The sequence below is a fragment of the Halorussus vallis genome (assembly GCF_024138165.1).
Classification (GTDB): Archaea; Halobacteriota; Halobacteria; order Halobacteriales; family Haladaptataceae; genus Halorussus; species Halorussus vallis.
The window spans coordinates 1,802,752-1,814,460 of record NZ_CP100000.1 but is presented as its reverse complement, the minus strand read 5'-3'; the positions used below and the strand labels follow the sequence as shown (position 1 = coordinate 1,814,460).

Sequence of the window (11,709 nt, the reverse complement as noted above, 5' to 3'; positions counted from 1 at the left end):
GTCGCGGCGGGTCGGTGACGGAAGTCGCCGCCGTCGGCGATTCGGCGCCCGGCAGATACTGACGTAACCGAAACCCGTTACACGTGCACGACAACGACTAACACATTCCCGGTCCAACATAAGGGTACGAAGTTACCATGACCGAACTAGGTGGATTCCAGAACCACGTCGCCCGCGTCGACCTGACGGAGGGGGCGGTCGACTACGAGGGCATCGACGACGAGGACGCTCGCAAGTACATCGGCGCGCGGGGACTGGGGGTAAAGTACGTCTTCGACAACGGGACCGACGTCGACCCGCTCGGCCCGGACAACCTGCTGGCGTTCATGAACGGCCCGCTGACGGGGACCCAGACCGTGATGAGCGGCCGCATCGCGGTCGTCACGAAGTCGCCGCTCACGAACACCGTCACCGACAGCCACCACGGCGGTTGGTCGGGCGCGCGCCTGAAGTGGTCGGGCTTCGACGGCCTGCTGTTCGAGGGGAAGGCCGAGGACCCCGTCTACGCCGTCGTCGAGGACGGCGAGGTCGAACTCCGGGACGCCTCCCACATGTGGGGCTGGGGCGTCCACGACGCGATGAGCGAACTCGAAGACGAGATAGACGGCCAGTTCGGCAAGAACCTCTCGGTGATGGCCATCGGGCCGGGCGGCGAGAACCAGGTCCGGTACGCCTGCATCATGAACGAGGACGACCGTGCGTCGGGCCGGGGCGGCACCGGCGCGGTGATGGGGTCGAAGAACCTCAAGGCGGTCGTCGTCAAGTCCTCGACGAGGATGCCCAAGCCGGCCGACCCCGAGACGTTCCAGCAGGGCCACAAGCAGGCGATGCGGGTCATCCAGGAGTCCGACGTGACCGCGCCCAACGAGGGCGGCCTGTCGCTGTTCGGCACGAACGTCCTGATGAACGTCACCAACGAGATGGACGGTCTGCCGACCAAGAACGCCCGCTACACGTCCACGAGTAGCTACTCGGCAGACGAGGACCCCGACATCGACGCCGAGAACGTCTCGGGCGAGAACGTCCGGGAGAACATCCTGGTCGACGAGCCGACCTGCCACTCCTGCCCGGTCGCCTGCAAGAAGGAGGTCGAGGTCGACGTCCACCACAAGGGCGAGGACCACAACGTCCGGATGGAGTCCTACGAGTACGAGTCGGCGTGGGCGCTCGGCCCGAACTCCGCCACCGACGACCGCGACAAGATCGCGATGATGATCGACCGGTGCAACGACATGGGCCTCGACACCATCGACATGGGTAACACGATGGCGATGGCGATGGAGGCGACCGAGGCCGGCCACCTCGACGAGGGCCTCGACTGGGGCGACGCCGACACCATGATCGAGATGATCGAGCGCGTCGCCAACCGCGAGGACGACCTGGCCGACCTGCTGGCGGAGGGCGCGATGCGGGCCGCCGAGGAGCTCGGCGACCCCGACATGAGCCTCGACGTGAAGGGCCAGACGATGGCGGCCTACGACCCGCGGGCGATGAAGGGGATGGCCATCGGCTACGCCACCTCGAACCGCGGCGCCTGCCACCTCCGGGGCTACACGCCGGCGGCCGAACTGCTCGGCATCCCCGAGAAGGTCGACCCCCACGAGGCCGAGGGGAAGGGCGAACTCTGCGCGACCTTCCAGGATCTCCACGCCATCAGCGACTCCTTCGACATCTGCAAGTTCAACGCCTTCGCGGAGGGCATCGAGGAGTACGTCATGCAGTACAACGGCATGACCGGCCTCGACCTCTCGGAGGACGAACTGCTGGAGGCGGGCGAGCGCATCTACAACCTCGAACGCTACTACAACAACCTCGTCGGCTTCGACGGGAGCGACGACGACCTGCCGGTCCGGTTCGTCGAGGGCCACGAGAAGGCCATCCCCGGACAGGGCGGTTCGGAGGGCTCGCTCGTCGAACTCGACCAGCTCAAAGACGAGTACTACGAGGTCCGCGGCTGGGAGGACGGCGTGGTGCCCGACGAGAAGCTCGACGAACTCGGCATCGACGTCGGGCCGGGCACGGGCGTCAGTTCCGGCGGCGCGGCGGCCTCCGGCGACGACTGAGCGCTTCCGCGGTTCGTTTTCTTTCGGTCGGCTCCGGTGGGTACCGACAGGTGGGTCGCGGCTCTCGCTCGCGCGGAAAAACGAGTACGAGTCGGCGGGGCTACTCCTCGTCGTCGTCCGCCCCGGACAGCAGGTAGCCCGCCGCGCCGGCGATTCCCCCGAGCGCCGCGAGCGGACCGAAACCCGGCGCTCTCGCCGTTTGGACGACGTCCTCGGCGTCGACGCCGCCGTTCGCGCGGTCGCCCCGGTTATTTCCGCCGGCAGTCCCGTTGCCGGGCGTCGTCGTCCGGTTTCCGGCGGTCGTCGTCCGGGTCGCGTTCTCCTGACCGATGTCGCGAGCGACGGTGGCGTGCTGGAACTCCGAGTCAGTCGTCGGCTGGGCGCCGGTGCGGTTGGCGGCCGTCGTCTTCCGGCCCTGCGCGGTCGTCCGCTGGGTGACCTCCTCCTCGCTCACCGTCTGTACCTGCCCGCGCATACCGATCGGGTGGTACTGACAGTAGTACACCGACATGTCCTCGGTCGCGACGAACCTGACCGTCTGTCGCGCGCCGCTGCGGGCGATCACGTCCGAACGGACGAGCGTCTCGTCCTGGTCGTTCTCCATCTCCCAGTTGTGGGGCGCGCCGTCGGCGTTTATCCACTCGACCCCGTAGAGCCGTCCGGGCACTAGCCTGAGGGTCGGGTTCGTCTGACCCGCTATCGAGGAAGGTGCGAGCGCCTGCCATCCCGTCGTCGACCCCGCGAACCGGAACGTCTGGACGGGTTGGGAGGCGGCTTGCGTGAGGTTGCGGTCCTCGACCGTCGCCGTTTGGGTGGCCGTGGCCTGCCCCTGGCCGACCACGATGTCGCCCTTCTCCTCGAGGTGGTTCTCGCAGTAGTACGCCGCCAGCCCCTCCTGCGCCTGGAAGGTGACCGTCTGGCTGTCGCCCGACGCGACGTAGTCCGACCGGAACAGCGCGTTCCCGCCGGGGTACCGCTTCGTGACGACGAAGTTGTGTATCTCGTTCGTCCTGTTCGTCCACTCGACCGTGACTCGCTGTCCGGGGTCGAGGTTGAGCGTCGGGGCGTTCTGGCCCCGAATCTCCGACGGCGACCGTCCGACCCAGCCGTCCCGGGTCAGCGCGAGCGAGTAGGTCGGCGACTGTTCGGCGCCCGTCGCGCCGACGCCGAACGCCACCGCACCCGCGCCCGAGGCCGCCGAGAGGAACGCCCGCCGCGTGAAGTCGTGTGACATAGTCGTGTTCTCCTGTGTCTTGGTTCGAGTTCACTTCTTGAGCGCGAACACGGCGACCGTGCTTCCGCGCGGGCCGTGTCGCAGCCAGCCGCTTCCGCCGACTTGCACGGCGACGTACTGCTTCTGGGTGCCGGGGTCGTACCAGCTCATCGGCGAGGAACTGATGGGCGCGCCGAGGTGGGGCGACTCCCAGAGGTGCTCGCCAGTTTCGCCGTCGTAGGCGATGAACTTCCCCTTCTGGGTGCCCAGGAACATCAATCCGGTCGCGGTCGTCATCGACCCGCCCCAGAGGTAGTTGGGGTCGTCTATCCACTCGCGCCAGACCCGCTCGCCGGTGAGCGGGTTCACCGCGATGATGGCGCTGGTGTGACCGTTCCAGCCCTCCGGGGTGTCGACGTGGGGCCAGTCGTCGAAGGTGCCGCCGAAGTAGGCGGTGCCGGGTTCGTACTCGGCGTGGTCCCACCACATCTCGACCGGCGTGTTCTGCTGTTTGAGGTAGACTAGCCCGGTCTGCGGGCTGTAGGACGGCGGCTGCCAGTCGTTGCCGCCCTGCGGGCCGGGCACGTACGAGATGCTCTCGTCGCTGTCGACGTGGGGCACCATCTCCCACATGTTGAGGTGCTGGACCGTCGGTTGGCTCCGCACCAGCAGTTTGCCGGTTTCGGCGTCGGTCGTGTAGTTCCACCCCGTCTTGCCGGGGTTGACCACCACGTCGCGGGTCTGACCGCGGACCTCCTTGTCGCGCAGCAGGATGCGCGGCGCGATGGAGTCGTAGTCCCACGTGTCGTGGGGGCTCTCCTGGAAGTTCCAGTTGACGTCGCCGGACGCGATGTCCACCGACACCGTCCCGCAGGTGAAGGCGTTCGGGCCGGGCCGGACCGCGCCGTCGAAGTCGGGTCCGGGGTTGCCGACCGGCGCGTACATCACGTCGCGCTTCTCGTCGATGGTCGGGGTCATCCAGCTCGTTGCGCAGCCCTGCTCGTAGCTGGTGCCGACCCACCGGTCCTTCGGCGTGGTCCACCGTCGCCAGACGATGTCGCCGTTCTCGGGGTCGAGCGCCGCGAGGAAGCCCCGGACGCCGTACTCGCCGCCCGCGCTCCCGGTCAGCAACAGCCCGTCGTAGATGACCGGCGCCCACGTCGCCGAGTAGCCGACCTCGTAGTTGGCCGTCGAGGTGTACCACTGCTGTTCGCCGGTGTAGCGGTCGAGCGCCACCATCCCCGAGTCGAGCGTGGTCATGAACACCTTGTCGCCGAGGATGGCGAACCCGCGGTTGTTGGCGTCACAGCAGAGCAACAGTCGCTCTTCCGCCGGCTGATTGCCGTGGACGTCGGTCGGGTTCGAGTAGGTGTACGACCACAGCACGTCGCCGGTCCTGGCGTTGAGCGCCTTCGCGTGGTTCGGCCCGTTGGTCTGGTACATCACCGGCGGGTCGCCCGGCACGACCAGCGGCGTCCCCTCCATGCTGGAGGAGACGCCCGTCTGGACCAGATACTCGATGCTGAGGTTCGAGACGTTCTCCTTGGTGATGACGTCGGCGGTGCTGTGGCGCTTCTGTGTGTAGTCGCCGCCGTACATCAGCCACGCCTCGGGGTTCTGCCCCGAGTTCGACAGCATCTGCTGGGTGACGTCCTTCTCCGGGATGTCCTGGACGTTGGCGTACTGGTGGGAAACCGACTTCTCGGGCGTGTTGACCAGCGTGTAGCCGTCGTCCACCTCCTTCAGTTCTATCTCCTTGGCGGCCTGGACGGCCGGGTCGTTGCTCAGGTCTGTCGACATCGTTATCGCACCTCCGAGGGTGCTCGCACGTCGTCGGTGATTCTGTGCATGTCGTCGGTCAGGTCCTCCTGGCCGAGTATCGCGCTCGCGGTGCCGGCGGTCAGCGCCGCCGTCAACTGACTGTCGGTGAGTTCGGCCGCGCCCGCGACGTCGTGGGCGGCCTTCGTCAGCAGTTGCGCCCCGCCGAGCATCACCTTCAGGTCCCAGAACCCCTCGTCGAGCAGTCGGTCGGTGATGAGGTACTCCTTCTGCCAGAGGTGGTCGTCGAGGTCCTCTATCCACAGCATCGCGCCGCCGAGCGCGCGCTGGTGGAGCGGCGCAACGTGTTCGAGGTCGTACTCGACCTCTTCGGGGATGTCCTTGGTCGGTACCCACAGCGCGAGTCGCTCGCGCCTGTTGGCGACGTTGGCCACCAACAGCGTCTTCTCCTTCTCGTCGAAGCCGGCCTCCGAGAGCAGCGCCGTCAGCGGTTCGGCCCGTACGAGTTCTCGGGCGGTCGATTCGATGTGGTCCTCGGTGAACGCCGGGAGGTGCGTCTCGGCGCTCTCGAAGAACCCGACCGCGCCGAGGTGCTCGTACACCCGGCGGACGGGTTCGGCCAGTTCACGGTACGTCGTACTGTCCCTCGCTGGGATGCCGGCGGCGCGGAGTTCGGGCAGTCGCTCGGCGCTCGCCGCGACGTTCGCCAACTCCGTTCCGAGGAGGCCGGGGTCGAGCCGTCCGGTCAGGTCGCTCCGGATTGCCTGCCCCATCGCGGCCAACTCGGCTTCCGTTCCCGCCTCCATCGCGTTCCGGAGTTCGTCGACCGTGAGTTCGGTCCCCGCGGCGACCGCGCTCGTCGCCCCCAACACCTTGAGGAACCGCCGTCGTTCCTCCGAGTCGATTTCGGGCGTTCGGTATGTCATGTTGTACCTTCTCCCTGCCGAGAGTGTTGCTTGCTAACTCTCCCCATACAGCACGACAGGTTAACATTTTATCATTATGTAACGGTACGTACCGGGACGACGTAATCGAATCGTGCGTAACCGTCTCACGAAAAACCAATCACTACGCTTGGACGACGCGAAACGCCGCGCTCGGCTCGAACGCGGTTGATTTCCCCGCTACCCCCGTCGAGCGACCCGACCCACGGGTAGTTATTTCCCGTCGGACGCCGTCGAACCTCCGACGCATGCGACGGATCGGGGAGACGCTCCGTCGACCGGAGTACACGGGCGAAAATCGGTGCCTTCCGTGTACCGCAGTGAATCTGGCCGTCGCGGCCGCGCTGAGCGCCGGCCTCGCCGTCGTCGGCACGCCCGCGGCGGGCGCGCTCGCATTCGCCGCCGCGGCGCTCGTCGTCTACCTCCGGGGCTACCTCGTGCCCGGGACGCCAACGCTGACCGCCCGGTATCTTCCGAATCGAGTTCTTCGATTGTTCGGCAAGGTGCCGGCGGAAGACGGCCTCGAATCGCCGCCCGAGGATGACGGCTTCCTCGGTAGTTGCGGCGTCGTCGAGCGGTCGGCGTCGGACGACCGGCGACTCGCCCCGCCGTTCCGCTCGGCGTGGAACGACCGGATTCGCGCGCTCCGCGACGGACAGACTGTCGACGCCGAGGCGGTCGCCGAACTCTTCGTCGTCGACGCCGCGTCGGCCGTCGGGAATCGCGGATACCTCGTCGACGGCGAGCGCATCGTCCAGTGGGAGTCGGACGCGGCGCTGCTCGCCGACGTCGCCGCGGGCCGCGAACTGCGGGAGCGCTGTCCGGCGTGGACCGAGGGGTCCTGGAGCGTCGACCAGCGCGTCGAGGCGCTCGCCCGACTGCGGGCGCTCCGTCGGGAGTGTCCGGCCTGCGGCGGGTCGCTCTCGAAGACCGAACGGCGGGTCGAGTCCTGCTGTCAGCCGCCGAAGGACGTCCTTACCGCGGTCTGCACGGAGTGCGACGCGCAGGTGGCCGAGGTACTGCTGTCGAACGGTAACGGCCGACGTCGCGAACGCGACGTCGACCCCGCGTCACCCTGATTCGTCAGGCCCGGGTGAATCTCCGCGGACGAGACGCTCCTCGGTTTCGGCGGACGATTTCGCCGCGACGGCGCCGGACGAGGCACGTATCTCGAGAATCAAAAGAATCTTCGTCTCTCGCTTCGTGCGGTGAATCGAACAGAGCATGTCGCCGATTTCGAGGCTGGGCGGGCGACGCGTCGTCTTCGCGCTCGGCTGCATCTACCTCGTGGCAGCCGTCGGCTGGCCGTTCGCGGTCCCCGGCGAGGTGCCGCCCGGCCACGTCGAAGTCGTCGGCGTCCTGGTGGGGGGTTCGAGTCTCGTCGTGCTCGGCGTGGCGTACTGGCTCCCGCGGACGGAGATTCGGCCCGAACACTTCTCGACGGTCGCCGGGTGGTGTCTCGCCGGCATCGGCGCGATGCTGGGCGTCCTCCTCCTGGTCGGCCTGCTCGCCGACCTCGACAACGTCGTCCAGAACGTCCTCCTGTTGACGTCGCTGGCCTGTCTCGCCGGCCTCGGCACGGGGTACCAGAACGCGACGGCGCAGACCCGCGCGAGAAACGCCGAGGAACGCGGCCGGGAAGCCGACCGCGCCCGGCGGCAACTCGAACGCTCGAATCGGAAACTCGAACGCTACCAGACCATCGTCGAGACGGTCAACGACGGCATCTACGTCAAGGACGAGGACGGCTACTTCACGCTGGTCAACGACGCGTACGCCGAGATGACCGGCTACGACCGCGAGAACCTCGTCGGCGAGCACGCCTCGCAGGTCGTCGACGAGGAAACCATCCAGATGGCGAAAGGCTCCGTCGAGGAACTGATGGCCGGCGAGGAGACGGCCAAGTTGGAGGCCGACCTCCTGACCGCCGACGGCGAGCGGGTGCGGGCCGAGGCCTCATTCGCTACCCTTCCGGACGGGGACGGCGGGTACGAGGAGATCGGCCTCGTTCGGGACGTCACCGAACGGGTCGAACGCGAGCGCCGCCTCGAACGACAGAACGACCAACTGGACAGTTTCGCGAGCATGCTCGCCCACGAACTGCGCAACCCCGTCACCATCGGCCAGATATACAGCGAGCAACTGCCGAGGGACACCGCACCCGAGGCGGTCGAGTACGTCGCCGATGCGTTCGACCGTATCGAGGACATGATCGACGTGATGTTGGTCGTCACGCGGGGCCGGGAGGCCGTCTCGGAGGGTTCGCCGGTGTCGCTCGCCGACGTGGCGCTGGCGGCGTGGGACGACGTGGGCCCGCCAGACGCGTCGCTGTCGGTCGATATCGACGCCGAGATACAGGCCGACGAGACGTACGTCCAGCACCTGTTCGCGAACCTCTTCGAGAACGCCGTCGAGCACGGCGGCGACGACGCGGCGATATCAGTCGGCGAACTCCCGACGGGGTTCTACGTCGAAGACGACGGGTGCGGTATCCCGGCCGAGAACCGCGAAACCGTCTTCGAGGCGGGCTACACGACCGCCGCCGGGAACGGCGGAACCGGACTCGGACTGGCGTTCGTCCGCGAACTGGCCGACGTGTACGAGTGGGACTGTCGAGTGGACGAGAGCGAGGCGGGCGGCGCGCGCTTCGAGTTCACCAACGTCGCCACGGCGCCCCGCGCGACCGAGTAGTTCCGGCCCTCGGCGACCCGCGGTCGTGCTATCGTTCCTTCATCACGCCGGACGAAACCCACCGCTACGGCTAACCCCGTTGCTCGCTAGCACCGTGCATGGAAATTCGCGAAGCGACCGCCGACGACGTGGCGACCATCCGGTCCGTCGCCCGGGAAGCGTGGACGAAGGCGTACGCCGACGCGGTGCCCGAGTCCGTCATCGACACCGCCGTCTCGGAGTGGTACGCCGAAGACACCATGAACCGCATCATCGGCGACGACGAGCAGGTGTGTCTCGTCGCCGTCGACGAAGACGAAATCGTCGGTTTCACCCACGGCGCGACCGACGACGGCAAGGGTGACGTCCTCCGTCTCTACGTCCACCCCGACCGCTGGCACGAAGGCATCGGGACCGCCCTGCTGGAGGCGGTCGAGGAGCGACTCCGGGAGATGGGCGCGAAGATGACCCAGGCGATGGTGCTGGCCGACAACGAGATGGGCAACGCCTTCTACGAGGAGCGAGGCTTCGAGAAGACCGGCGAGGCCGAGACGAACCTCGACGGGACGACCCGGACCGAGAACGTCTACGCTCGCGCGCACTGACCCCGCCGACCGCGCGCACGACGCCCGAGACGTTACATCCGTCCTCTCCGTGTCCTGAAATTTCCTCGAAGCGGGCGGCAAGTTCTGCCGGTATTCTCCCCGGTAATCTCTCACGAACGTCCATTCTTTCGGTGCATTACACAGTCGAAGGAATGATGTGGCCCACCGTGTTGCCACCAGTAGTCGTACATGTCCCCTGACAACCCGACCGCGGCCGACGACAGACGGTTCGAAACGCTCTCGGTGAGCCACGGCGAGGAACCGGACCTGTCGAACGGGGTGGGCGACGTGACCTCGCCCATCCACCTCGCGTCGACCTACGCGGTCGACGGCATCGACATGGACACCGCGCTCGAAGACCTCGACCCCGACGCCGACGAGTTCCTCTATACGCGGCTGTCGAACCCGACGCGCCACGCGGTCGAGAAGCGCGTCACGGCGCTCGAAGGCGGCGAGCACGCCATGGCGTTCGCCTCGGGCACCAGCGCCGTCGTCTCGACCATCATGGCCGCGGTGGAACCCGGCGACCACGTGGTCGCGTTCGAGGACCTCTACGGCGGCACCAACACCATGCTCAAGGAGTTGTTCCGCGATAAGCTGAACGTCGCGGTCGACTTCGTCGACGCCGTCGACCCCGCGAACGTCGCCGACGCGATGCGGGACGAAACCGCGCTGCTCTGGATGGAGACGCCGACGAACCCCCTCATGCGACTGTGCGACGTGGCCGCCATCGCCGACATAGCCGACGAGCACGGCGCCCTGCTCGGGGTGGACAACACCTTCATGAGCCCGTACTTCCAGCGCCCGCTCGAACTCGGCGCCGACGTGGTCGTCCACAGCACCACGAAGTACATCAACGGCCACAGCGACTCGCTGGGCGGCGTCGCGGTCACCTCCGACGACGACTACGCCGTCGAAATCGGCTTCCTCCAGCAGGTCGGGATGGGCAACGTGATGGCGCCGTTCGACGCCTACATGGTCCTTCGAGGGCTGAAGACCCTTCCCGTGCGAATGCGCCAGCACGAAACCAACGCCGCCGAGGTGGCGGGCTACCTCGAAGTCCACGACCTCGTCTCGGCGGTCCACTACCCCGGACTCCGGTCGCACCCCCAGCACGACCTCGCGACCGAGCAGATGGACGGCTACGGCGGTGTGCTCTCGTTCGAACTCGACGGCGACCTGCGAGACGTCGAACACTTCGTCGCCGCGTTAGAGGAGTTCACCCTCGCGGTCAGCCTCGGCGGCGTCGAGAGCCTGATCGAACACCCCGCGAGCATGACCCACTCGCCGCTCCCCGCCGACGAACGCGCCGAACTCGGCATCACCGACACTCTCCTGCGGGTTTCGGTGGGAATCGAACACCCCGGCGACCTCGTGGCCGACCTCGAACGCGCCTTCGAGGCGGTCGAGAACGGCCGCGACGCCCCCGAGGCGTCGGCGTCGATGGACTAGGACTCTCGTTCGACGTCGGCGCGCAGGACGACCGCCTCGCGCAGGTCCAGCGCGGTTCCGAACTCCTCGCGTCGTTCCTCGCGCCGACCGACCCGGAGCAGTTGCTCGGCGTGGGCGCGCGCCACGGCCTCGCGCTCGCGGCGCGACCAGCCGAGGTCGTCGCCGACTTCGGCCCAGAACCCCTCCGGGGCCAGCAAGATCGTCCGAACGTCGTCCTCGTGGACGCACTCGAAGCGCCGCCGGAGTTCGTCCGCCCGGGGGTCGATTTCGCGCCGGGCCGCGGCCACCAGGTCGGGTACCCGGTCGCCGCTCACGCTCGCTTTCGCCGCGGTCAGCACCAGCACCTGCCCCTCGACCGGATTCTCCTCGGTCATCCGCCCGCTCGCATCGCCTTCCGGGAGAAGTCCTCGACCAGTTCGTCGAGGACTTCTTCGTCGCCCTCGAAGACGACGGTCACCTCGGTGAGTTCGACCGACGGACCGATGCCGACCTTCTCCGAGGAGACGCTGGCCTGCCAGCCGTCTCCCTCGACGTCGCCGTCGCCCTCCTCGTCGCCGCCCTCTATCTCCCCGCCGAGGTTCGAGAGGTACCGTCGTGCCAGGCGCTCGGAGATGCCCCGGTAGGACTTCTCGCGGCGCATCTATCCTCCCGCGACCGGCGGGAACACGCTCAGCGTATCGCCGTCTTCGAGCGCGGTATCCTGGCCGTCGAGGTGGTAGACGTCCTTGCCGTTCTTCATCACCGATACCTGGGACCGGATGTCGCCGTCCTCGAAGAGGTCGAGGTCGTACTCCTCGACCAACGAGTTCAGCACGTCGCCCACGGTGTCGTCGTCGCCGAACTCGCGTTCGAGGGTCTTCTGGCCGACCGCCTCCCGGAAGGTGGCGAAGAAGCGCAGTTCGAGGTTCACGCCCGAAACTTCGAACGCGGCGGCCATAAATACTGAGGCGTTCCGGCCGGCGGCGCACCGCCGGTCGGTCCGC

The 11,709-nt window shown here is 67.5% G+C and carries 11 protein-coding genes; 5 read left to right on the top strand and 6 right to left on the bottom strand.

The genetic code is table 11. The features are described from left to right. The first annotated feature begins 137 nt into the window (after positions 1 to 137). Positions 138 to 2,063 carry an aldehyde ferredoxin oxidoreductase family protein gene (locus NGM07_RS09265; RefSeq protein WP_253519786.1) on the top strand — a complete coding sequence of 642 codons (1,926 nt, stop codon included), beginning with the start codon at positions 138 to 140 and terminating at the stop codon, positions 2,061 to 2,063. A gap of 100 nt (positions 2,064 to 2,163) precedes the next feature. Here NGM07_RS09265 and NGM07_RS09260 read toward each other — a convergent pair whose 3' ends face one another. The 3 genes from NGM07_RS09260 to NGM07_RS09250 are packed head-to-tail and all read right to left on the bottom strand — an operon-like array spanning position 2,164 to position 5,981. Next, positions 2,164 to 3,297, bottom strand: coding sequence for a cupredoxin domain-containing protein (locus NGM07_RS09260; RefSeq protein ID WP_253519785.1), 1,134 nt, complete (start codon positions 3,295 to 3,297; stop codon positions 2,164 to 2,166). Between the two features lie 30 nt (positions 3,298 to 3,327). Then, a complete protein-coding gene (locus tag NGM07_RS09255; RefSeq protein ID WP_253519782.1) occupies positions 3,328 to 5,076 on the bottom strand; it encodes a pyrroloquinoline quinone-dependent dehydrogenase in 1,749 nt (582 codons plus the stop codon). Positions 5,077 to 5,078: 2 nt separating this feature from the next. Beyond that, positions 5,079 to 5,981, bottom strand: a complete 903-nt coding sequence (locus tag NGM07_RS09250) for a hypothetical protein (RefSeq protein ID WP_253519779.1) — start codon at positions 5,979 to 5,981, stop codon at positions 5,079 to 5,081. Between the two features lie 266 nt (positions 5,982 to 6,247). Here NGM07_RS09250 and NGM07_RS09245 point away from each other — a divergent pair, with 266 nt between their 5' ends. From NGM07_RS09245 to NGM07_RS09230, 4 genes are all read left to right on the top strand, one after another. Beyond that, positions 6,248 to 7,078 (top strand): DUF8054 domain-containing protein, encoded by an 831-nt coding sequence (locus NGM07_RS09245; RefSeq protein ID WP_497007269.1) that lies wholly within the window; start codon positions 6,248 to 6,250, stop codon positions 7,076 to 7,078. A 145-nt stretch (positions 7,079 to 7,223) separates the two neighbouring features. Continuing rightward, positions 7,224 to 8,690 (top strand): PAS domain S-box protein, encoded by a 1,467-nt coding sequence (locus NGM07_RS09240; protein WP_253519774.1) that lies wholly within the window; start codon positions 7,224 to 7,226, stop codon positions 8,688 to 8,690. Positions 8,691 to 8,788: 98 nt separating this feature from the next. Continuing rightward, positions 8,789 to 9,274 (top strand): GNAT family N-acetyltransferase, encoded by a 486-nt coding sequence (locus NGM07_RS09235; protein WP_253519771.1) that lies wholly within the window; start codon positions 8,789 to 8,791, stop codon positions 9,272 to 9,274. 189 nt (positions 9,275 to 9,463) lie between these two features. Beyond that, positions 9,464 to 10,726 carry a trans-sulfuration enzyme family protein gene (locus tag NGM07_RS09230; RefSeq protein ID WP_253519769.1) on the top strand — a complete coding sequence of 421 codons (1,263 nt, stop codon included), beginning with the start codon at positions 9,464 to 9,466 and terminating at the stop codon, positions 10,724 to 10,726. Here NGM07_RS09230 and NGM07_RS09225 read toward each other — a convergent pair. Genes NGM07_RS09225 through NGM07_RS09215 form a run of 3 tightly spaced genes read right to left on the bottom strand, consistent with a single transcriptional unit; the run spans position 10,723 to position 11,636 of the window. Further along, positions 10,723 to 11,100: a DUF8048 family protein gene (locus tag NGM07_RS09225; RefSeq protein WP_253519768.1), complete on the bottom strand. Its 378-nt coding sequence runs from the start codon at positions 11,098 to 11,100 to the stop codon at positions 10,723 to 10,725. The two genes, NGM07_RS09230 and NGM07_RS09225, sit on opposite strands and share 4 nt — an antisense overlap. Continuing rightward, the gene (locus NGM07_RS09220) at positions 11,097 to 11,366 is read right to left on the bottom strand and encodes a MoaD-like domain-containing protein (RefSeq protein WP_253519766.1); all 270 of its coding nucleotides are present in this window, start codon (positions 11,364 to 11,366) and stop codon (positions 11,097 to 11,099) included. The genes NGM07_RS09225 and NGM07_RS09220 overlap by 4 nt, the downstream gene beginning before the upstream one ends. Beyond that, entirely contained in the window at positions 11,367 to 11,636 is a 270-nt protein-coding gene (locus NGM07_RS09215) for a ubiquitin-like small modifier protein 1 (RefSeq protein ID WP_253519764.1), read from the bottom strand. Between the last annotated feature and the right edge of the window lie 73 nt (positions 11,637 to 11,709).

Bases quoted from the DNA above. Each gene is read 5' to 3' on its own strand.
- NGM07_RS09235 (WP_253519771.1), top strand. From the start codon at position 8,789: ATGGAAATTCGCGAAGCGACCGCCGACGACGTGGCGACCATCCGGTCC.
- NGM07_RS09220 (WP_253519766.1), bottom strand. From the start codon at position 11,366: ATGCGCCGCGAGAAGTCCTACCGGGGCATCTCCGAGCGCCTGGCACGA.
- NGM07_RS09230 (WP_253519769.1), top strand. From the start codon at position 9,464: ATGTCCCCTGACAACCCGACCGCGGCCGACGACAGACGGTTCGAAACG.
- NGM07_RS09250 (WP_253519779.1), bottom strand. From the start codon at position 5,981: ATGACATACCGAACGCCCGAAATCGACTCGGAGGAACGACGGCGGTTC.
- NGM07_RS09260 (WP_253519785.1), bottom strand. From the start codon at position 3,297: ATGTCACACGACTTCACGCGGCGGGCGTTCCTCTCGGCGGCCTCGGGC.
- NGM07_RS09255 (WP_253519782.1), bottom strand. From the start codon at position 5,076: ATGTCGACAGACCTGAGCAACGACCCGGCCGTCCAGGCCGCCAAGGAG.
- NGM07_RS09245 (WP_497007269.1), top strand. From the start codon at position 6,248: ATGCGACGGATCGGGGAGACGCTCCGTCGACCGGAGTACACGGGCGAA.
- NGM07_RS09225 (WP_253519768.1), bottom strand. From the start codon at position 11,100: ATGACCGAGGAGAATCCGGTCGAGGGGCAGGTGCTGGTGCTGACCGCG.
- NGM07_RS09240 (WP_253519774.1), top strand. From the start codon at position 7,224: ATGTCGCCGATTTCGAGGCTGGGCGGGCGACGCGTCGTCTTCGCGCTC.
- NGM07_RS09265 (WP_253519786.1), top strand. From the start codon at position 138: ATGACCGAACTAGGTGGATTCCAGAACCACGTCGCCCGCGTCGACCTG.